Origin of the sequence: Streptomyces sp. NPDC014864, assembly GCF_043081525.1 — a bacterium.
Taxonomy (GTDB): Bacteria; Actinomycetota; Actinomycetes; order Streptomycetales; family Streptomycetaceae; genus Streptomyces.
In genome coordinates this window covers 79582-100051 of sequence record NZ_JBIBWT010000004.1, presented here as the reverse complement: position 1 = coordinate 100051, position 20470 = coordinate 79582, and the positions used below count along the sequence as shown (strand labels likewise).

Annotated in this window: 16 protein-coding genes; 5 read left to right on the top strand and 11 right to left on the bottom strand. The window is 72.3% G+C overall.

Annotated elements, in window-relative coordinates; translation table 11 throughout:
* Positions 1-126 precede the first annotated feature (126 nt).
* Entirely contained in the window at positions 127-1419 is a 1293-nt protein-coding gene (locus ACF1A5_RS09080; RefSeq protein WP_392192186.1) for a M18 family aminopeptidase, read from the top strand.
* A gap of 125 nt (positions 1420-1544) precedes the next feature.
* On the top strand, positions 1545-1796 hold the full coding sequence (locus ACF1A5_RS09075; protein WP_392192185.1) for a DUF6458 family protein: 252 nt from the start codon (positions 1545-1547) through the stop codon (positions 1794-1796).
* 12 nt (positions 1797-1808) lie between these two features.
* On the opposite strand, the gene ACF1A5_RS09070 is transcribed toward ACF1A5_RS09075, so the two are convergent.
* The gene (locus ACF1A5_RS09070) at positions 1809-3614 is read right to left on the bottom strand and encodes an NHL domain-containing thioredoxin family protein (RefSeq protein ID WP_392192184.1); all 1806 of its coding nucleotides are present in this window, start codon (positions 3612-3614) and stop codon (positions 1809-1811) included.
* A gap of 128 nt (positions 3615-3742) precedes the next feature.
* Between ACF1A5_RS09070 and ACF1A5_RS09065 the strand changes: the two genes are divergently transcribed.
* Positions 3743-4237, top strand: coding sequence for an LURP-one-related/scramblase family protein (locus tag ACF1A5_RS09065; protein ID WP_392192183.1), 495 nt, complete (start codon positions 3743-3745; stop codon positions 4235-4237).
* A gap of 174 nt (positions 4238-4411) precedes the next feature.
* Here ACF1A5_RS09065 and ACF1A5_RS09060 read toward each other — a convergent pair whose 3' ends face one another.
* The 6 genes from ACF1A5_RS09060 to ACF1A5_RS09035 form a co-directional block, all read right to left on the bottom strand.
* Positions 4412-4870 carry a hypothetical protein gene (locus ACF1A5_RS09060; protein WP_392192182.1) on the bottom strand — a complete coding sequence of 153 codons (459 nt, stop codon included), beginning with the start codon at positions 4868-4870 and terminating at the stop codon, positions 4412-4414.
* Positions 4870-7704 carry a CHAT domain-containing protein gene (locus ACF1A5_RS09055; RefSeq protein WP_392192181.1) on the bottom strand — a complete coding sequence of 945 codons (2835 nt, stop codon included), beginning with the start codon at positions 7702-7704 and terminating at the stop codon, positions 4870-4872. The genes ACF1A5_RS09060 and ACF1A5_RS09055 overlap by 1 nt, the downstream gene beginning before the upstream one ends.
* Positions 7705-7723: 19 nt before the next feature.
* Entirely contained in the window at positions 7724-8272 is a 549-nt protein-coding gene (locus ACF1A5_RS09050) for an NUDIX hydrolase (protein WP_392192180.1), read from the bottom strand.
* A 5-nt stretch (positions 8273-8277) separates the two neighbouring features.
* Entirely contained in the window at positions 8278-9693 is a 1416-nt protein-coding gene (locus ACF1A5_RS09045) for a hypothetical protein (RefSeq protein WP_392192179.1), read from the bottom strand.
* Positions 9690-12752, bottom strand: coding sequence for a CHAT domain-containing protein (locus tag ACF1A5_RS09040; protein WP_392192178.1), 3063 nt, complete (start codon positions 12750-12752; stop codon positions 9690-9692). The genes ACF1A5_RS09045 and ACF1A5_RS09040 overlap by 4 nt, the downstream gene beginning before the upstream one ends.
* 260 nt (positions 12753-13012) lie before the next feature.
* On the bottom strand, positions 13013-13807 hold the full coding sequence (locus ACF1A5_RS09035) for a carbon-nitrogen family hydrolase (RefSeq protein ID WP_392192177.1): 795 nt from the start codon (positions 13805-13807) through the stop codon (positions 13013-13015).
* 219 nt (positions 13808-14026) lie between these two features.
* Here ACF1A5_RS09035 and ACF1A5_RS09030 point away from each other — a divergent pair, with 219 nt between their 5' ends.
* Positions 14027-14851 carry a maleylpyruvate isomerase family mycothiol-dependent enzyme gene (locus ACF1A5_RS09030; protein ID WP_392192176.1) on the top strand — a complete coding sequence of 275 codons (825 nt, stop codon included), beginning with the start codon at positions 14027-14029 and terminating at the stop codon, positions 14849-14851.
* An 81-nt stretch (positions 14852-14932) separates the two neighbouring features.
* Here ACF1A5_RS09030 and ACF1A5_RS09025 read toward each other — a convergent pair whose 3' ends face one another.
* Both ACF1A5_RS09025 and ACF1A5_RS09020 read right to left on the bottom strand, forming a co-directional pair.
* The gene (locus ACF1A5_RS09025; RefSeq protein WP_392192175.1) at positions 14933-16234 is read right to left on the bottom strand and encodes a nitrate/nitrite transporter; all 1302 of its coding nucleotides are present in this window, start codon (positions 16232-16234) and stop codon (positions 14933-14935) included.
* Positions 16231-16881, bottom strand: a complete 651-nt coding sequence (locus ACF1A5_RS09020; protein ID WP_392192174.1) for a GntR family transcriptional regulator — start codon at positions 16879-16881, stop codon at positions 16231-16233. Before ACF1A5_RS09020 ends, ACF1A5_RS09025 begins: the two co-directional genes overlap by 4 nt.
* A gap of 190 nt (positions 16882-17071) precedes the next feature.
* Between ACF1A5_RS09020 and ACF1A5_RS09015 the strand changes: the two genes are divergently transcribed.
* Positions 17072-17974, top strand: coding sequence for a D-alanyl-D-alanine carboxypeptidase family protein (locus ACF1A5_RS09015; RefSeq protein ID WP_392192173.1), 903 nt, complete (start codon positions 17072-17074; stop codon positions 17972-17974).
* 66 nt (positions 17975-18040) lie between these two features.
* Here ACF1A5_RS09015 and ACF1A5_RS09010 read toward each other — a convergent pair whose 3' ends face one another.
* A complete protein-coding gene (locus ACF1A5_RS09010; RefSeq protein ID WP_392192172.1) occupies positions 18041-19477 on the bottom strand; it encodes a dihydrolipoamide acetyltransferase family protein in 1437 nt (478 codons plus the stop codon).
* A 10-nt stretch (positions 19478-19487) separates the two neighbouring features.
* Positions 19488-20468 carry an alpha-ketoacid dehydrogenase subunit beta gene (locus ACF1A5_RS09005; RefSeq protein WP_356181616.1) on the bottom strand — a complete coding sequence of 327 codons (981 nt, stop codon included), beginning with the start codon at positions 20466-20468 and terminating at the stop codon, positions 19488-19490.
* Positions 20469-20470 lie beyond the last annotated feature (2 nt).

The following is a 20470-nucleotide window of genomic DNA, read 5'->3' as shown; positions in this document are numbered from 1 at the left end:
GCCGCCGGTCCTTCCGCTGGGGCCGGCGGCCCGCACGCCGGGCTTTCCGGAAACTCCACACGGCCCCCACGAGGGCCCGTTCCCGATCACAGGGAACGGGCCCTCGTCCGTCGTTAAGGTGAACCCATGAGTACAAGCCAGCGCTTCGACCGCGGCCACACCGACGACCTCATGTCCTTCCTGGCGGCCGGCCCGTCGCCGTACCACGCCGTGGCGAACGCCGCCGAGCGGCTGGAGAAGGCCGGCTTCCGCCGGGTCGCCGAGACGGACGTCTGGGACGGCACGTCCGGCGGCAAGTACGTGCTGCGCGGCGGGGCGATCGTGGCCTGGTACGTCCCCGAGGGGGCCGCGCCGCACACCCCCTTCCGCATCGTCGGCGCGCACACGGACTCCCCCAACCTGCGAGTGAAGCCGCAGCCCGACCTCGGCGCGCACGGCTGGCGCCAGGTCGCGGTGGAGATCTACGGCGGCCCGCTGCTTAACTCCTGGCTCGACCGCGACCTCGGCCTGGCCGGCCGGCTGACCCTGCGCGACGGCTCCACCCGCCTGGTGAACGTCGACCGGCCACTGCTGCGCGTCCCGCAACTGGCCATCCATCTCGACCGCTCGGTGTCCTCCGAGGGCCTCAAGCTCGACAAGCAGCGGCACCTGCAGCCGGTGTGGGGGCTGGGCGACGACGTCGGCGAGGGCGAGCTCGTCTCCTTCCTGGAGGAGGAGGCCGGCGTCCCGGCGGGCGAGGCGGCCGGCTGGGACCTGATGGTGCACTCCGTGGAGCCGCCGGCCTACCTCGGCCGGAACCGCGAACTGGTCGCGGGCCCGCGCATGGACAACCTGCTGTCGGTGCACGCCGCCACGGCCGCGCTCGCCTCGGTGGCCGGGGCCGAGCTGCCCTGCATCCCGGTGCTCGCCGCCTTCGACCACGAGGAGAACGGCTCCCAGTCCGACACCGGCGCCGACGGCCCGCTGCTCGGCAACGTGCTGGAGCGCTCGGTGTTCGCGCGCGGCGGGTCGTACGAGGACCGGGCGCGTGCCTTCGCGGGCACCGTGTGCCTGTCCTCCGACACCGGCCACGCCGTCCACCCCAACTACGCCGAGCGGCACGACCCCACGCACCACCCGCGCGCGGGCGGCGGCCCCATCCTCAAGGTCAACGTCAACAACCGCTACGCCACGGACGGTTCGGGCCGGGCGGTCTGGGCGGCGGCCTGCGAGAAGGCCGGCGTGCCCTTCCAGTCCTTCGTCTCCCACAACTCCATGCCGTGCGGCACGACCATCGGCCCGATCACCGCGGCCCGGCACGGCATCCAGACCGTCGACATCGGCGTGGCGATCCTGTCCATGCACAGCGCCCGCGAACTGTGCGCGGCCGACGACCCGTTCCTCTTGGCCAACGCGCTGGCGGCGTTCCTGGAGGGCTGACCGGCGGCGGCCCATGAGGAATCGCTTCAGCATGGTCGCCGGATGTCCGGGTACCCGACGGTGACCGGAAGGGACCGGAACAGGCCGGAACCACCGGACCTGACACCGGACAGGAGGCAACACTCATGGGCCTCGGCGGATGCATAGTCCTCATCGCGGTGGGAGCCATTCTCACCTTCGCGACCGACTGGCACATGCAGGGCGTCAACCTCGACCTCGTCGGCATCATCCTGATGATCGTCGGCCTGATCGGCGTGGTGACGTTCAGCAGCATCGCGCGGCGCCGCCGCGTCATGGTGCCTCCCACGACGGCCGTGGTCGAGGAGGAGCGGCACCACCACGCCCGCGACGGCTACACCGACGGCTACGGTGTGTGAGCGGACGCCCGATCAGGCGTCCAGCCCCGCCAGCACGAGCGGCAGCCGGTCCGCCCCGCCCGAGGTGAGGCGGACCGGAACGCCCCAGTCCTGCTGGTGCACATGACAGGCCGGATACTGGTTCACCGGGTCGTCGTCGCACGATGCGGCCATCGCGGAGACGTGCAGCACGCCCTCCGCCACCGCGGGGTTCAGCTCCAGGGCGCGTGAGAGGTCCGTCCCCGCGCCCTCGCCCTCCAGCAGCAGCTCGGGCGGCGTGGAGGAGACCAGCAGCCGCGTCGACGGGCCGTACCGCGTGTCCAGTTTCTGGCCCGCCGGAGCCTCGAAGATCACGTCCAGCCGGAGCGGGCCCGGGGCCACCTCGGTCGCCGCCCGCTGGGTCCGGTGGGCGACCGACTCCACGCGCACCGCCTCCTCCGGCAGCCGCAGCCGGGTCAGCCGGTGCCGGGCCGACTCCACGACCACGATGTCCTCACCGACGAGCACCGCGCCACTGGGCTCGCGCAGATCGGTGGCCAGCGTGGTCACTTCACCGGTCGCCGGGTCGTAGCGGCGCAGGGCGTGGTTGTAGGTGTCGGACACGGCGACCGAGCCGTCCGGCAGGGCCGTGACGCCCAACGGGTGCTGCAACAGCGCCTGTTCGGCCGCACCGTCCCGGTGTCCGAAGTCGAACAGACCGGTACCGACGGCCGTGTGCACGGAGCCGTCGGGATCCACCCAGCGAAGCGCGGAGGTCTCCGAGTCGGCGAGCCACAGCCGTTCGGGCGTGGCCGCGAGGCCGGACGGCTGCGCGAACCACGCCTCGGCACCCGGCCCGTCGACGAGCCCCTCGTTGGTGGTGCCCGCGGTGACCCCGACCGTCCCCTCGGCCGGGTCGTACGCCCACAGCTGGTGCACCCCCGCCATGGCGATCCACACCCTGCCCTGCCACCAGGCCACGTCCCAGGGGGACGACAGCTTCACCTCACCGCCGGGGCCGGACGTGGCCTCGCCCTGCATCCACTGGTACCCGGTGCCCGCCAGGGTCGTGGTCCGTCCCGTCTCCGGGTCGAAGCGCCGCAGGGCGTGGTTCACCGTGTCCGCGACCACGACGGTGCCGTCCGGCAGCAGGGCGAGCCCCTGGGGTTCCTGGAACCGGGCCCGGTCCGGGGCGCCGTCGGTCAGCCCCCGGCCGCCCTGGCCGATCCGCCGGACGACCGTCTCCCCGTCGGCCTCCAGCTCCACCAGCTGATGCCGGGTCGTGTCACTGACCAGGAAGTTCCCACTCGGCAGCAGCAGCGCCCGCCCCGGGAAGCGCAGGGTGGTCGGCTCCGGCTCCGGCGCCACGTACGGCCCGTCGCCGCGCCGCAGGGTGCCCTTCGCCGTGTGCTCGGCCTCCAGCTCCTCCACCAGCCGCTCGATGGCGTGCGCGTGCCCCTCGCCGGCGTGCTGCGCGACGACGTATCCCTCCGGGTCGATCACCACCAGCGTCGGCCAGGCCCGTACCGCGTACTGCTTCCAGGTGGCCAGCTCCGGGTCGTCGAGCACCGGGTGCTCCACCCCGTACCGCTCCACCGCGTCGGCCACCGCCCGGTGCTCCGCCTCGTGCACGAACTTCGGCGAGTGCACCCCGATGATCACCACCGTGTCCCGGTGCTTCTCCTCCAGCTCCCGCAGCTCGTCCAGGACGTGCAGGCAGTTGACGCAACAAAAGGTCCAGAAATCCAGGACGACGATGCGACCCCGCAGGTCGGCGAGGGTGTACTGCCTGTCACCGGTGTTCAGCCAGCCGCCCCTGCCGGTCAGCTCGGGGGCGCGGACACGTGCGCGCTTTGCCATGCCTCAAGCCAACCACACGGCTCCGGGCGCGATTCCCCAGGGACGTGTGAGCACGACGTTCCCCCTGGGCTCAGCCCGTCGGCCTACCGGCGGCGTTCCGGAGCGGCCGCCGGGGAAGCGGTGAGGGCATGAGATTCCTCGTGCGCGACCGGATCCTCGGCATCGGTGACGACTACTGGATCGAGGACGAGCAGGGCCGCAAGGTCTTCCTCGTCGACGGCAAGGCCATGCGGCTGCGGGACACCTTCGAGCTGAAGGACACCCAGGGCCGGATCCTGATCGACATCCACCAGAAGATGTTCGCCCTGCGGGACACCATGGTGATCGAGCGGGGCGGGGAGGCCCTGGCGAAGATCCGCCGCAAGCGGCTGTCGCTGCTGCGCAACCACTACCGGGTGTCCCTGGTGGACGGCACCGAACTCGACGTCAGCGGCAAGATCCTCGACCGCGAGTTCGCCGTGGAGTACGACGGCGAACTGCTGGCGGTGATCTCGCGGCGGTGGCTCACCGTCGTGGAGACGTACGGGGTCGACGTCGTACGGGAGGACATGGACCCGGCGCTGGTGATCGCGGTGGCGGTGTGCGTGATCCACCTGGCGGAGAAGGAGCGGGAGGAGGACTAGTTCTAGCTAGGCCCTCTCTTTCGGATCTTGCCGGCGTCGCGGAGGATGCGATCGGCTGAGGCGACGACGCGGCGAGGTGCCGCACCGGGCGTCGCGAGCCGGTGAGCCTTTCCGCTCGCAGCACCAGCGGAGGCCCGGACCGGGCCTCCGGCAGGCCCGGGGCCGGAACCCGCCTCAGCCGCCGCCCGTCCGGCGCGGCCGGGCGCCGGCGCGCCTCAGCCCCAGGCCCAGGACCAGGCCGGCCAGGACCACAGCCAGGGCGATCGCGTACCACGTGAACAGGGCCATGCCCAAGAGGGCGGCGACGGCACCGCATCCCACGGCCCCGACCGCCGGGCCGAGAGCGTCGACCGCGACGCGCAGCGGCGTGGACGGCGCCATCCAGGTGGCCCCGTCCTTCAGCACGGCGGCAGCCACCACCAGGTACAGGAAGAAGCCGAGGGCCAGTCCGATCGCGTACCAGGCGAACAGGGTGGCCTGGAAGAGCGCCACCACCGCTCCACCGCCGACCGCGCCGATCACGACCGAGATGTCCCTCAGCACGGGCCTGTCCTTCCGGTGCCGGAGCGACCGGTAGGTGACCCAGCCGATCACCAAGCCGAAGCAGGCGGCACCGACGTCGTCGACGGTCATCACGTTCCCCTTGGGTCAGCTCGCGGTGTGCGCAGGCGCAGGTCCCCGAAGCAGTGGGCGGTGTAGGTCAGTCCCAGCAGGTTGTTCTTGCGCAGCAGGCGGATCCGTACGGAGCGGAGTGCGTCGCCGACGGTTCCGCCGGCCAGCAGCACGGACCAGAAGTGCTCCGCCACCTCCACGGCCAGGCCCGCCTCGACCTCTGTCTCGGTGCCCACCACACCCGCCGCGTCGAGCGAGGCGAACGCCCCGACGAAGTCCAGCCACATCTCGGGCTGCTGGACCGCCGCCGTGCCGCAGCCGTTGATGAACACGAGCGGCCTGGTCCGTCTCCAGCGCTCGGGCAGGTCTCCGACGTCGGCCAGCTCGCGCACCTGGTCGGGCGTGATGCCGGGTTCGGGCGGTGTCGGGAGCATCAAGCAGGGGCTGTGCACCCGTTCGAGACCGGGATCGCGGCCGCAGTGACAGCAGAGATAGAGCAGCGCGGGGGTGCTGACGTGCAGGTGCCTGATGAGATCCTTGCCGGTGTCCGCCCAGCCGATCGGCCCGACGGTCTCCTCGAGAACATCTCGGTGGCCGCTCCGCCGGGGTTCGGGCAGCTCGATCGCGGCGACCATGAGCGGGCTGCCGGTGTCCGCGGCGGTCTCGGTGACGAACCGCCCGGCATCCTCACGGTGGGGCGGCGCGTCGATGCTGTGCCGCATCCCCCAGAAGCCGAAGGGGCACAGGAAGCTCTCCGGCTCGGCCGATCCGGGTTCCGGATGGTCCGTCTCGTAGGGGCACCCCTCCTGCCGTGCGTTCGACGGCAGGGCGGGCAGTTCGTCGACCACGCGGCAGTAGGTGGCGCCCTGCTTGGTGCCGGTGTACGGCAGGTCGTAGACGAGGGACCAGGGGATGTAGGGGAGGGCCGCGGCTCCGGGGGCCTGGATCCTGCGCGGTGCGCGAAGTGCCCTGGCCACGACCCGGCGGTCCGTCGCCCGGTCGAAGAGCCCGTTCCACAGATGCCGCCCCACCGTGGCCAGTCGTGCCAGGTCCTTGCGGAACTCCTTCGGGCTCAGTCCGTTGTCGGGTCCGAGCCGGTTGCGTCTGCCTCCCAGCGGCCCTCTGCGCTGGTGGACACCGGTCAGGACGTCACGGCATTCCTCGACCAGGTCTCCGCGCGCGAGCGACGGTCTGACGGTGATCTGTCCGGTCGTGGTCCCGGCTTGATTCACGATCAGGTGCCACGCGTCGTCGGGCGCCGGCATCTGCACGACGGAGACGTCCCGCGGCGAGAGCGCCTCGAGCGACCGCAGATCGCCGGCCAGCACCAGCGGCAGGCTCATGCTCTGCTGGTGCCCCGGCTCCTCGGAGTCCCGGACGTAGAAGTCGGCCTGCAGGCACTGCAGGACGTTACCCCGGTACAGGATCTGGACCCCGAGCCGGGCGGGGCCCGTCACCGGCGGTGCGGTGACTGTGAGGTGGAGGAACCGCTCGCGTCTGCCGGCGTCGCAGTGGTGCTGCCCGTCGGGAGGGCAGGGGCAGCACCACGAGGGCCCGATCACCGGCAGGAAGAGGCGGGCATGCTCGGAGGCGGGGGCCACGGTGAAGCCGAACCCGACGGTACGGACGTCGAGCCAGTGCCCGTTCGCGGAGGGCGGCAGTCCGTCCTCCGGGAAGGGGACGAGGCCGTCGCTCCGCGGCATCAGGGGATCCAGGGGACCGATGTCCAGACGCAACTCGTAGGTCATGCCTCTGCCCAGGGACCGGTCCGTGGGCAGGGGTTCCCTGGAACCGGGTCGCACCATGCGGGCGTTGAGGAAGCGCTCCGGCCCCGGGGGCATCGCGGGTGGCTCCGGCGAGGCGCCGTGATCCTGGATGCCGAGTTCCCGGATCCGTAACGCGACGGTCCCTGCTCTCCTCAGCCGGAGATCGGCGGTGCCGCCGGAAGACACCGCGTCGGCCGTACGCTGCAGGGCCTCCTGGCACCAGCGTCCGTCCAAGTGCCCCTCCGACATGGCCCGTTCGAGATCACGGCCGAGGGGATGGGAGGCGAACAGCTCCTCGGCCGGGCCCTCCCGGCCTGCGGTGTGCCAGACGACGTCGCTGAGCAGGTGTTCGGCCCAGGCGTCGTCACCCCAGGCGTCCCGGATGCGCTGGTCCACCCGCCGCCGCTGCTGAGTCGGCAGAGCGGGCACGACGTGCGTGATCAGCGCGGCCGCCCGCCACTGGGGGCCCTCCCGCAGGGAGTCCGCCACGGCTACCAGGGCGGCGTCCTGGAGCGCCGCGAGATGCCGCACCGGACCGGCGTCACGGCGGCGGACGACTCCCCCGGACACGAGGAGGGGGAGCAGGAACGCCAGCGCCGTCCGGCTCCCGGACCGCACTCGGGGCAGCTCCTGCCAGGCCTCGACGACCTCCAGGGCGTCGTCGAGGAGCAGTCCGCTCTTGACCGCGACGGTGGCTGCCGCCCACTCGGGAGGCGTCTCGAGATCACGGACGGAGAGCGTTTCCCCGTCCGCGCCGAGCGTCCTCGCGAGCAGGGCCACCGCCGGGTCGAGGGCGTCGGCCCGCTCCCGCAGGAGGGCGACGGATGGCGTGGCGAGGTGCCGCAGGAGCGGGGGCAGTACGTTGACCAGAGCGAGGAGCGAGGACGCGTCCCCGCCCACCAGGCGGGCCGCTTCCTGCGCGACGGCATCGGCGAGACCCGGCCACTGCGACGTGCCGAGTCCGCTGAGCGAGACCGCGGCGTCCGACGCCGTACGCAGTGAATCCCGGCCTGCCCGTGCGGTCAGCCACGGCAACAGCGACGGCTCAGGTGCTCGGTCGCCCCGCAGCAGCGACTCCGGATCGGTCACGACCCCGGTCTCCTGTCGGTCAGTCCTTCGGCAGCAGGCCGCGCAGGTCGGCCCGGAGGAACGCGGCGAGGGTGAACCCGTCGCGGATCTCGTCCGCCTCGATGGCGGCGCGCAGGCGGGACACCGGCCACCACGCGAAGGTGTCCACCTCGTCGTCCATGGCGTCGAGGTCCCGCGTCTGCCCCACACGGGCCAGGAACAGGCGGACGGCGCCGGCGGACAGGCCACTGTTGGGCAGCACCGTGCCCAGCGAGACCCAGGACGCGGCCGCCAGCCCCGTTTCCTCGGCGAGTTCCCTGGACGCGTCCTGCACGGGGTCGGCCGCCTCGCCGAACCCCCGCGGAAGTTCCCACACATCTTCGCCCAGCACCACCCGGTACTGCCGCACCATCCCGACGTGGGCTCCGCGCAGGGGCAGGATCACGACGCCGGGCACACCCCCGGACTCGACGAGCCGTAGCCGTTGCGAGGGCAGTCCCCCCACGACGACGTCGTCCAGGTACACCTGCAGCCACGGGTTGTGGGCGAAGACCGGCTCGGTCGCGCGCGTGATGTCGTCGGGTCGCATGCAGGTCACCTTTCGGTCGCTCGGGTGGGATGGAGATGTCCCGTCGCCAGGGGCTCCGTCGCCGCTTCGGCACCCGGCGGAGCCTGCGGCCCGTCGCCCCGGGGCGGCAGAGCGGTGGGCCACTGGTCCAGCCGGTAGACCTGGCTGGAGCCGTCCAGGACGGCCTCGATCGCCATGGCAGCCGGGTCGTCGTCGGGCATCGCCCCGGTCAGCATGCTGCGCAGCAGCTGCAGGTGGCGCCCCCACGCGTCGTCGAGCTGTTCCGGCACCCATGGCTCGGCTCGAATCCCCGTCAGGAACCGGAGGCGCTCGCAGGACTGGATCCAGGGAACCTGGAGCGACTCGTCGGTGGTCCGGTGCTCGAAGTAGGCGTTCAGGATGCTGCTCATGCTCCGGCCGACCTGTTCCTGGCCGGGCAGCCGGACCGCGTCGCGGACACGACTGAGCCGACCGTGCAGCGCACCTCGCTGCTGCGGTTTCCTACCCTGCCGGGAGCGGAGGTAGGCGAGCGCCAGCTCGTTGCTCTGCTGGAGATCGGTCTCCCATCCCAGGCGCGGCGGCGAGCTGAGGTAGGCGTCGAGGGCCTCCACGGAGGCCGCGAGCACCGCGTTGTACAAGGTGTCGACGAACTCCTGGACCCGCAGGTCGATCGGACCGCCGGCGTAGTTGTCGGGGTCGTGCACCCAGCTGCGGTTCCTGATGGATTCGTGCGGCCCGTCCGGACCGTCACCGGCCTGCTCCCGTACCGCGTGGCGGACGGCGTGTGCCAGCTCCCCGGATGCCCCCGCGGCCCTGGCCAGGGTGTGCAGCGCGTCGTCCCCCAGTGCCGCGAACCCCGTCAGGTACCCGTCGAGCGTGTGGCCCCTCGGGTGTACGACGCACGGCTTCGCCCCGCTCGCCGCGCGGTGCAGCGAGCAGAAGATGTCGAAGCGGCGCGCGGCCGTCCCGTCCCGCAGGAAGGCGGGAAGCGGCGGCAGCCGGTCGTCACGGCGCAGGACGTCGAGGACGCGCGCCATCTCCTCCCGTTCGGCGGGCTGCTCGTCGATCTCCGGCCACGCGGACAGCACGAATCTTTTCTCCCCCGAGGACCGGCGCAGCTGAGCCGCGGCCGCGCTCAGGAGACTGACGTCGCTCTCGGCGACGCCGGGCGCCCACACGCGCAGCTCGAACGGGTCGAGCCCGGGGCGGGACTCCGCCGGCAGCCGGGGCGCGTGCTCCTGCCACGACCGCAGGACCACGTCGGCGAATTCCAGGAAGCTCGCGGAGTCGAAGGCATACGTGTTGGGAACCGCCAGCCGGCGGCCGATCAGCAGAGAGGCGAGCGCTTCCAGCTGAGGCTGGACCAGATGAGCCTCCGTCGCGGTGCTCTCCCCGGTCCGCACCGAGTCGAAGGACTCGACGAAAAGAGTGTCGTCGTTCACGGGATGCTCCCCTCCCTCAGATAGATGACCGGGACCGCGGCGGCCCCGGGGTGCCCGGTCCGGATGTAGGCGCGGAGCGCCCGGGCGAAGGCCTGGTCGACGGCGAGTCCGGAGGCGTGGGCAACGGTGAAGTCCTCCACGAGCACCGACACGGCCCCGGTCATCACGGTGCGGCGCATGGCGACGACCGCGTCGGTACCCGCCTCGATCAGCAGCCGGGCCGCACGCGTGGACTCGCAACCGACGAGGACGACCAGGCGCGGCGGACCGGAGGCGCAGGCCCACTCGACGAAACGTCCGAGGTCTGTCGGACCGCCCCCGGCGAGGCCGATGCCGCTGTCACCGCAGTGGGCCCAGACGTGCAGGACGTCGCAGTGCCGCAGCGGCCGGGAGGCCTCGCCGAAGCGCGGGGCCCTCTCCACCCGCACGCCCCGGGGAGCCAGTCGTCGAGCGAGGCGGGCCATCTCCTTGGGGATCTCGTCCAGGGCGGGCTCAGGCCCGAGCAGGTACGTCAGCCGGCGACCGGTGCCCTCGGCGGACGTGGCCGCCCCTCGTCCGGCGGGGCGCCCCACGACCGTGCGCACCGTGGTGACCGGCGGTTCCTGGAAGCAGAGCAGGCCGGTGCCCCTGTCGTGGAGCAGCTCCCAGGGGACTCCGTGCAGCGGGGCGACGTCCGGAATGTCCCAGCGCAGGCGCACCGGCCGGTCCGGATCCGGGCCTCGGGCCCGGTCCACCGCGGCCGCGATTCCGGCGGCCCACACCCGCTCCCCGAGGAGCTGGGCGCGGTGGGCGGCCTCGGAGAGGCTCTGCACATCCCTGCTGTCGGCGTCGTGCCACAGCCGGTCGAGCCCCGTGCCGTCGGTTTCGGGTCCGCACGGCTCAGGCCCGAGGTCGACCGTCCTGGGCCGGGGAGAGTCCCATGCGAGCCGGCAGCGGCGGTCCTCCCTCCTGACCCGCACGATGACCTCGCCCCACGCGTCGTCATCGGCGGCCGGCATCAGATCGTGCACCTCGAGCTCGGTCCCGGCGCCCAGCACCACTCTGCCCTGGGAGATCCCGACGGCCCCGCCGCCCCCGCCGGGGACCGGGCAGACGGACCTGAGCGTGCCGTTCGGCTCGTGCACCCGCAGGCCGCGGACCGGGTGGGCGGTCACTAGGGTGCCGTCCTCCCCGACGGCCGCGGCCGTCTCCGGCGGCAGTTCGCCCACGACCTCGGTGACCCGCCCGTCCTTCGTGACGCGGACGAGCGCGTGCGCGCCCCGGTGGTCGGCGCCGCTGAGGCAGACCAAGGAGTCACGGTCGGCCCACCCGAGGACACGGTGTCCAGGAAGCAGCCCGGCATGCCTCCGGTGGGAGCGGCCGGGCGTGCCGATGACGAGGTCGCCGGAGTAGTCCAGGCTCGCGATCGCCCCCAGCGGACCGACCACGAGGCTCGTCACGGGAGCGGGGTGACGCCATAACGGCTCCTCCTGCCGGGCGAGATGGATCCCGCTGCCGAGTGCGTAGACCGCTTCACCGCCGGGGACCGCTCCGAGGGCGGTGCACGCGCCGGGCGCGAGTTCCTCGACCGGCTCGTCCAGCCGCCACCGGTACAACCCGGTGTCGGACGCCACCAGCCAGACCTCGCCCCCGCTGCCGGGCTCCGCGAGCAGTTGGTCGACCTGGCCGAAACCGACCCGCTCCGCCGCACGCAGGACTCCCCGGTCGTAGGCCCTGAGACCGCCTCCCGCGGTGCCCGCGACCACTCGGTGCGGGGCGTGGGAGTCCGTGGCCACGCAGGTGACCCGGTCCTCGGCTCTGCGTCCTTCCTCCAGTCCCGACCGGGTCGTGCTCCACAGGGTGATCTCCCCGCGCTCGGCGCAGACCAGCCGCTCCTCCTCCAGGAAGGCGACCGCGGAGGCGTGCACGGGCAGGACCTGGGCCGAGTCGTCGCGTCCGGGCGTGCGCACCTCCAGGCGTCCGTCCGTCCCGCAGACGGCCAGCGTGTTCCCGGCGGACCAGGCAAGGGCACGGACGTGCGGGTGCCGTATGTCATGCGGCCCCTCCGTCCCGGTACCGAAGGTCAGGAGCCTTCCGTCCGGTCGGGCGAGCGCCAGCCGCCCGGCCCGGCCCGCGGCGGCGTCGACGGGGCCCACCATGACGGAGGGCCGCGCGCCTGGAACCTCCGTCGGCCCTCCACGGTCCCGCCCCTCCGGGCGGGGAGCGGGTGTGTGCGCCGCGGTGTCCGGATCCGGGCTCCAGACGTCGACCCTGCCGTCCGCCCGGACGACGTCGAGCCCGCCGTCCGGCCGCCACGCGAGGAGGAGGACCCGCCCGCCTCGCTCGTTCTCCATGGGCCGCAGCGCGGCCGGCGCGGGTCCGGCCAGGACCGATCCCGTCTCGGTGCCCAGGGCGATCCATCCGTCGGGGCGCAGCGCGACGGCGGTCACCGGGGCGCTCGGCCTCTCGCTGAGCCGTCCGCGGTGCTCGCGCGGCCCCATCAGGACCCATCTGCCGTCCGGCCCGCCGGCGAGGATCTCCCGGGCGGAGCCGGCGACCGCGTGCACCGTCCAAGGGAGGTGCTCCACCGCGCGCAGGGCTCCGCCCTCCCAGCGAGCCAGGCCCCCCTGTCGCGTGCCGACGACGAACCCCGGCTCGTCCGTGACCGTGGCGTCCCAGGCGCTCAGCGCGGTCACGGGCGCGTCCGCCACGAGGCTCGTGATCAGCCGCTCCTCAGGAGCGACGGTGGTCCACCGCAGCCGCGGGTAGGGCTCTCCCAGCGCCTCCAGCCAAGCCACGGCCCACCGCTCGACGGCGGGCTCGCCGCGTTCGACCGCCGCGCGCAGGACCGTCAGGGCCGCCGTCCCGGCATCCGCGGAGCCGTCGGCACGGGCTGCCCGGTCCAGACATGCCAGGATGAACGCGGACGTGGAGACCGCGGTCCGGTCCCCCGTCTCCTCAGCCAGCAGCCCGATGCTCCGGCGGAGGCCCTCCACATCCCTTCCGGCGCGGTACCGGCTCCAGTCCTTCGGTAACGCGTCCTCCGAACCGTCCGGCAGCCGACGCCGCCCCCAGGCCATCACCGTTCACCCCCCGGGCTCCGGCGGCGGTGGAGTGGCTCCACCGCGACGCCTCGGCCGAGTGGCCATTATGAGGGGAAATGTCGCCCACGGAAAGGGTTTTGAGGAAATGCCGTCGGGTCGTACGGCGGGTCGTGCGGCCCACCCTCCGGCGCACGGACGTCCTCCCGACGCCGATGGGGGCAGGGCCGCGAGCGGGCGCGACGCCTCGTGCCGACCGGCCGGAAGGATTCCGGGCTCGTCCGACGCGGCCGCCCCCGTCAGCCCCGCGGCGGCTTCAGCCCCAGCACGCGGTCCTTCAGAGCCGGGAACTGCTCCCGGGTCGTGGCGACCTTCCCGGGGTCCAGGTCCACGGTGAGGACCTCCTCTTCGGCGCCGGCCTCGGCCAGCACCTCGCCCCAGGGATCCACCACGATCGAGTGACCCGCCTGCGGAACCCCCGCGTGCGTCCCGGCCGTTCCACAGGCGAGCACGAACGCCTGGTCCTCCACCGCCCGCGCCCGGGCCAGCAGCGTCCAGTGCGCGCGGCGGCGTTCGGGCCAGCCCGCCGGGACCACCAGGGTCTCGGCCCCGGCGTCGACCAGCCCGCGGAAGAGCTCGGGGAAACGGAGGTCGTAGCAGGTGGCCAGGCCCAGGGTCGTCTCGGGCAGACGCACCGTCACCAGGTCGCTGCCCGCGCCCATCAGCACGGCCTCGCCCTTGTCGAAACCGAAGCGGTGGATCTTGCGGTAGGCGGCGGCGAGTTCTCCGGAGGGGGTGAACATCAGGGAGGTGTTGTAGAGCGGGCCGTCGGGGTCGCGCTCGGGGATCGAGCCGGCGTGCAGCCACACACCCGCGTCGCTCGCCGCCTTGGCCATCGCCTCGTACGTCGGCCCTTCGAGCGGTTCGGCCCGGTCCGCGAACTCCTCGAAGGCGAAGGCTCCGGTGGTCCACAGCTCCGGCAGGACCACGAGATCGGCTCCGGCCTGTTCTCGTACCAGCGCGGCCACCCGTTCACGACGCGATTCGATCGATTCGTTCTCGTTTACGGCGATCTGGATCAGCGAGGCGCGCACACTACCACCGTCCTGACATTCGAGTCGTCCACACGGGCCTACGATCGTCACACGAAAGCACTGCCGGGGTGCCTCACAGCAGCGTAACTTGGGGGTCCCCTGCTCGAAGCGGAGCGGAGAGCCTGGGGGAGCTCGAAGACACCCGCCGACAGCAGCCACCTCTGCCTGGCAACGCCGCCACCATCAGCCCGTGTACCGACCGCCGAGGGGTCCCGTTCCGTGAGTCTGCATCCCACCCTCCAGCCCTACGCCGACGCCTGGACCCATTCCGTCGAAGCGATATCCGAGCTGGTGCAGCCGCTCGTGGAGGGCGAGTGGAACCGGCGGACACCGTGCCCGGGCTGGTCGGTCCGCGACCTGGTCTCCCACGTCATCGGCATGGACTGCGAGATGCTCGGCGACCCCCGCCCCATCCACTCGCTCCCGCGCGACCTGTTCCACGTCGCCAACGAGCACCAGCGCTACATGGAGATGCAGGTCGACGTCCGCCGCCACCACACGGCACCGGAGATGACCTCCGAGCTGGAGTACACGATCATCCGCCGCAACCGCCAGCTGCGGAACGAGTCCCGTGACCCCGGCACCAAGATCCGCGGGCCGCTCGGCACGGAGATCACCCTCGAAGAGGCGATGCGCTACCGCGCGTTCGACATCTGGGTGCACGAGCAGGACCTGCGCGCCGCCCTCGGCCGCCCCGGCGGGCTGGACGCGCCCGGTGCGCTGGTCGCCCGTGACTATCTGCTGGGCGAACTGCCCGACGTGGTCGCGGTGAAGGCCGACGCCCCGCGCAGCTCGGCGATCGTCTTCGACGTGCACGGGCCGGTGGAGTTCCTGCGCACGATCCGCGTGGACATCCAGGGTCGCGGCACGCTGGAGACCGCGCCCGCCCTCGGCCCGGCCGCGACCCTCACCCTCGACTGGGAGACGTACGTCCGGCTGGCCTGCGGCCGGGTCGCTCCGGAGGCGGTGGCGGACCGGGTGAAGGCGGAGGGCGACCCGGATCTGACGGGGGCGATCCTGCGGAACTTCACGGTGACGCAGTAAGGGACTCTCCTGGGGCCCGCCCCGAAGCTCCGAGGCGGGGGCCCGGGGGCCCCGTCCCCGGGGACGCCGGCAGCGGGTGCCCTACGCGGGAACGTGCACCGTCTCCACCCGGCTCGCCACCAGCCGCTCCCGCTCCCTGCGCGCCGCCCGCACGCGCAGCCGCAGGATCTGGCTGACCCCCAGTGCCTGGAGCACGAACACCGCCGAGAAGGCGATCGTGTAGTCGTCCCCGGTGGCGTCCAGGAGCGCGCCGATCGCGAACAGGGTCGTCATCGAGGCGACGAAACCGCCCATGTTGGTGATTCCGGACGCCGTGCCCTGACGCTCCGGCGGGTTCGCGGGCCGGGCGAAGTCGAATCCGATCATGGAGGCCGGCCCGCACGCCCCGAGGACCGTGCACAGCGCGACGAGCAGCCACATCGGGGCCCGTTCACCGGGGTACGCCAGCGTCGCGGCCCACATGCCGGCCGTGGCCGTCACCGTGCCGAGCGCGAGCGGCAGCCGGGCCGCGTGGTGCCGGGCGACGACCTGGCCGTAGACGAGGCCGACGACCATGTTGGACAGGACGACCAGCGTGAGCAGTTCCCCGGCACTCGCGCGGGACAGCCCCTGCGCCTGCACCAGGAACGGCAGCCCCCACAGCAGCAGGAACACCATCGCCGGGAACTGCGTGGTGAAGTGCACCCACAGCCCGAGCCGGGTCCCCGGCTCCCGCCAGGCCGCGGCGATCTGCCGGCGCACATAGGCGGCGCCCTGGTGCGCCGGCGGCGCCGATTCGTGGCCCTCGGGGTGGTCCCGGAGGAACAGGAGCAGCAGGACCAGCACCGTCACGCCGGCCAGCGCGCTGCCGGCGAAGGCGGCGGTCCAGCCCAGGGAGTGCAGCAGCCGGGCCAGCACCAGCGTGGACACCAGGTTGCCGGCCATGCCGACCAGCCCGGCGAGCTGGGCGACCAGCGGCCCGCGCCGGGCGGGGAACCAGCGGGTGCCCAGCCGCAGCACGCTGATGAACGTCATGGCGTCGCCGCAGCCCAGCAGCGCGCGCGAGGCGAGCGCCGTGCCGTACGACGTGGAGAAGGCGAAGCCGAGCTGCCCGGCCGTGAACAGCACGACGCCGAGGCCGAGCACCCTCTTGGTGCCGAGCCGGTCGACCAGCAGGCCGACGGGTATCTGCATGCCCGCGTAGACGAGGAGCTGGAGGATCGAGAAGGTGGACAGCGCCGAGGCGTTCACGTGGAAACGGACGGCGGCGTCGAGGCCGGCGACCCCGAGCGAGGTACGGAAGATGACGGCGACGAAGTAGACGGCGACGCCGATGCCCCAGACGGCGACGGCGCGCCGGCCGCCGGGCGGGTCTCCCGGCAGGGAGACGGACGAGGAGCTCATCGCACCTCTCCCCGGGCCAGGTGGGAGAACCAGCCGACGTGGCGGTGGACGACCTCGACGGCCGCCTCCGCGTCTGCGGAGCGCAGCGCGTCGAGGATCTCCTCGTGCTCGGCGAGCGTCTTGGCGATCCGGTCGGGGTGGGAGTGCATGACGGCGACACCCATCCGCAACTGGCGGTCGCGCAGTTGGTCGTAGAGCCGGGAGAGGATCTCGTTGCCGCCGCTGCGGACGATCTCGGCGTGGAAGCAGCGGTCGGTGACGGCGGCCTCGGCGAAGGCACCCGCGGCGGCCTGCCGCTTCTGCCGGTCGAGCAGTTCCTGAAGCCGTTCGAGCAGAGCGGGCGGCGCGGGTACGGCCTTGCGCGCTGCGTGCTCCTCGACCAGCAGCCGGGTCTCCACGACGTCGGCGATCTCCTGCGCGGAGACCGGGAGGACGAGGGCTCCCTTTTTCGGGTAGAGCTTGATGAGCCCCTCGACCTCCAGCCGCAGCAGCGCCTCGCGCACCGGTGTGCGCGAGACCCCGACGGCCTCGGCCAGCTCTCCCTCGGTGAGCAGCGTCCCGCCCTCGTAACGGCGGTCCAGGACTCCTTGTTTGACGTGGGTGTAGACGCGGTCGGCGGCGGGAGGTTGTTTGACGGCCAGGCTCATGTCCACAGCATAGATACAACACGTACGCATACCCCCGTCCGTCCACGATGCGGACCGGGCGGGAAGTCATTCCCAGCGCGCGCACAACCATCTGTGCTAGTTACGAGTCACACGGGTGCGGTCCCACTTTCTTTGTGGCACTCAACTCGACCGCACCGCAGGGGCATTCGACGTAATCGGGGTACCTCACTTGAAAACCGGCATCCAGGGCTTCCGTATCCGCAGAGCCGCAGCCGTCGCCGTGACCACGGGCGCCGTGCTCGCCACCGGGGCCCTCACCGCGGCGCCCGCGCAGGCCGTGACCGCGCCCTCGATCGTGGCCAAGGGCGGCTACGCGATGAACAACGCGACCGGCACGACGCTGTACACCAAGGCCGCGGACTACAGGCGTTCCACCGGTTCCACCACGAAGATCATGACCGCGAAGGTCGTGCTCGCGCAGCCGAACCTGAACCTCGACGCCAAGGTCACCATCCAGAAGGCGTACAGCGACTATGTCGTGAAGAACAACGCCTCCCAGGCCCACCTGATCGTGGGCGACAAGGTCACCGTCCGCCAGCTGCTGTACGGCCTGATGCTGCCGTCGGGCTGCGACGCCGCGTACGCGCTGGCCGACAAGTTCGGCTCGGGCACCACCCGGGATGCGCGCGTGAAGTCGTTCATCGGCAAGATGAACAGCGCCGCGGGCGCGCTCAACCTGAAGAACACGCACTTCGATTCGTTCGACGGCATCGGCAACGGGTCCAACTACTCGACGCCGCGCGACCTGACGAAGATCGCGAGCAGCGCGATGAAGAACTCCACGTTCCGCACCATCGTGAAGACCAAGTCGTACACGGCCAAGACCATCACCAAGACGGGCAGCACCCGCACGATGGCGACGTGGACGAACACCAACTCGCTGCTGAGCAGCTACAGCGGCACCATCGGCGTGAAGACGGGCTCCGGCCCCGAGGCGGGCGCCTGCCTGGTCTTCGCCGCCACCCGCAACGGCAAGACCGTCATCGGCACGGTTCTGGCGTCGACCACGTACGCGCAGCGCGCGACGGACTCGACCAAGATCCTGAACTACGGCTTCGCCAAGCTGGGCTGACGCCGGAGCACTCGCACAAACGAACGGGCCCGCCGCACTCGCGGCGGGCCCTTTCCCTATCGCTCGCTAGGCCCAGCTGATCAGGCGCTTGGGCTGTTCCAGGATCGCCGCGGTGTCCGCGAGGACCTTGGAGCCCAGCTCGCCGTCGACCAGGCGGTGGTCGAAGCTCAGCGCCAGGGTGGTGACCTGACGCGGCTTCACCTTGCCCTTGTGGACCCACGGCTGGAGCTTGATCGCGCCGACCGCGAGGATCGCGGACTCGCCGGGGTTGAGGATCGGCGTGCCGGTGTCGACGCCGAAGACGCCGACGTTGGTGATGGTGACCGTGCCACCCTGCATCGCGGCCGGGGAGGTCCTGCCCTCCCGCGCCGTGGACACCAGCTCGCCGAGCGACTCGGCCAGCTGCGGCAGGGTCTGGGCGTGCGCGTCCTTGATGTTCGGCACGATCAGGCCGCGCGGCGTGGCGGCCGCGATGCCCAGGTTGACGTAGTGCTTCTGCACGATCTCCTGGTTGGCCTCGTCCCAGGACGCGTTGACCTCCGGGTTGCGCTTGATGGCGACCAGGAGGGCCTTGGCGATGAGCAGCAGCGGGTTCACCCGCAGGCCCGCGAACTCCTTGTCCTGCTTCAGCTCCTCGACCAGGCGCATCGTCCGGGTCACGTCCACCGTCACGAACTCCGTGACGTGCGGCGCCGTGAAGGCGGAGCCGATCATGGCCGCCGCGGTGGCCTTGCGGACGCCCTTGACCGGGATGCGGGTCTCGCGCGCACCGTCGTACGTCACCGTCGAGGCGGGGGCGGCCTGGGCCGGTGCGGCTGCCACGGGGGCCTGGGGCGCCGGCTCGGCGGCCTGCGGCGGGGCCGGGACCGCCGCCACCGCCGCGTGCACGTCCTCGCGCGTGATGATGCCGTCCGGGCCGGACGGGACCACCGTGGCCAGGTCCACGCCGAGGTCCTTGGCGAGCTTGCGCACAGGCGGCTTGGCCAGCGGGCGGGGCCCGGCGGCCGGCGCGGCCGCGCCGTTCCCGTTCAGCTCGGCCTGGACCGCCGCCGCGGCGGCGGTCGCCGCGGCCTCGGGGCCCTTGCGGGGGCGGCGCTTCGTCGAGGACGTCGCGACGCCGTAGCCGACCAGCACCGGCTGGCGGCCTTCCGGCTTGGGCTCCTGCGCCGTCTGCTCGGCCGGGGCCGGAGCCTCGGCGGCGACCGGGGTCTCCGTGGCGGCCGGGACCTCGGCGGGCGCGCCGCCCGCCACGTCCACCGCGATGATGGCCGTGCCCACGTCCACCGTGGTGCCCTCGGGGAAGTGCAGCGCGCGGACCACGCCGTCGTAGGGGATGGGGAGCTCGACGGCCGCCTTGGCCGTCTCCACCTCGCACACCGCCTGACCGTCCGTGACCGTGTCACCGGGCTGGACGTACCACTTGAGGATCTCCGCCTCGGTGAGCCCCTCGCCCACGTCCGGCATCTTGAACTCGCGCACGGACGCTTCCGTCATCGTCGTCACGACCCTCTCCTCAGTACGCCAGCGAGCGGTCGACGGCGTCGAGCACGCGGTCCAGGTTCGGCAGGTACTCCTCCTCCAGCCGCGCCGGCGGATACGGCGCGTGGTAGCCGCCGACCCGCAGCACCGGGGCCTCCAGGTGGTAGAAGCACCGCTCGGTGATCCGGGCGGCGATCTCCGCGCCCGAGCCGAAGAACACCGGCGCCTCGTGGACGACGACCAGGCGGCGGGTCTTCTCCACCGAGGCCTGGATCGAGTCGAAGTCGAGCGGGGAGACCGAGCGCAGGTCCAGGACCTCCAGGGCCTTGCCCTCCTCGGCCGCCGCGTCCGCGACCTCCTGGCAGAGCTTCACCATCGGGCCGTAGGCGGCGAGGGTGAGGTCCGTGCCCTCACGGACCACGCGCGCCTTGTGCAGGGGGCCGGGGATGGCCTCCGTGGCGACCTCGGCCTTGTCCCAGTAGCGCCGCTTCGGCTCGAAGAAGATCACCGGGTCGTCGCTCTGGATGGCCTGCTGCATCATCCAGTACGCGTCCGACGCGTTCGACGGGGAGACGATCTTCAGGCCCGCCACGTGCGCGAAGAGCGACTCGGGGGACTCCGAGTGGTGCTCGACCGCGCCGATGCCGCCGCCGTAGGGGATACGGACGACCACGGGCAGCTTGACCTTGCCCAGCGAGCGGGCGTGCATCTTCGCGAGCTGCGTGACGATCTGGTCGTACGCCGGGAAGACGAAGCCGTCGAACTGGATCTCCACCACCGGGCGGTAGCCGCGCAGGGCGAGGCCGATCGCGGTGCCGACGATGCCGGACTCCGCGAGCGGGGTGTCGATGACGCGGCTCTCGCCGAAGTCCTTCTGCAGGCCGTCCGTCACCCGGAACACGCCGCCCAGCTTGCCGACGTCCTCGCCCATGATCAGGACCTTGGGGTCCGACTCCAGGGCGCGGCGCAGCGACTCGTTGATCGCCTTGGCCAGGGCCATCTTCTCCGCTGCCATGA

Excerpts from the sequence above, each read along its gene's own strand:
- ACF1A5_RS09080 (WP_392192186.1), top strand. The coding sequence starts at position 127 with ATGAGTACAAGCCAGCGCTTCGACCGCGGCCACACCGACGACCTCATG.
- ACF1A5_RS09075 (WP_392192185.1), top strand. The coding sequence starts at position 1,545 with ATGGGCCTCGGCGGATGCATAGTCCTCATCGCGGTGGGAGCCATTCTC.
- ACF1A5_RS09070 (WP_392192184.1), bottom strand. The coding sequence starts at position 3,614 with ATGGCAAAGCGCGCACGTGTCCGCGCCCCCGAGCTGACCGGCAGGGGC.
- ACF1A5_RS09065 (WP_392192183.1), top strand. The coding sequence starts at position 3,743 with ATGAGATTCCTCGTGCGCGACCGGATCCTCGGCATCGGTGACGACTAC.
- ACF1A5_RS09060 (WP_392192182.1), bottom strand. The coding sequence starts at position 4,870 with ATGACCGTCGACGACGTCGGTGCCGCCTGCTTCGGCTTGGTGATCGGC.
- ACF1A5_RS09050 (WP_392192180.1), bottom strand. The coding sequence starts at position 8,272 with ATGCGACCCGACGACATCACGCGCGCGACCGAGCCGGTCTTCGCCCAC.
- ACF1A5_RS09040 (WP_392192178.1), bottom strand. The coding sequence starts at position 12,752 with ATGGCCTGGGGGCGGCGTCGGCTGCCGGACGGTTCGGAGGACGCGTTA.
- ACF1A5_RS09025 (WP_392192175.1), bottom strand. The coding sequence starts at position 16,234 with ATGAGCTCCTCGTCCGTCTCCCTGCCGGGAGACCCGCCCGGCGGCCGG.
- ACF1A5_RS09020 (WP_392192174.1), bottom strand. The coding sequence starts at position 16,881 with ATGAGCCTGGCCGTCAAACAACCTCCCGCCGCCGACCGCGTCTACACC.
- ACF1A5_RS09005 (WP_356181616.1), bottom strand. The coding sequence starts at position 20,468 with ATGGCAGCGGAGAAGATGGCCCTGGCCAAGGCGATCAACGAGTCGCTG.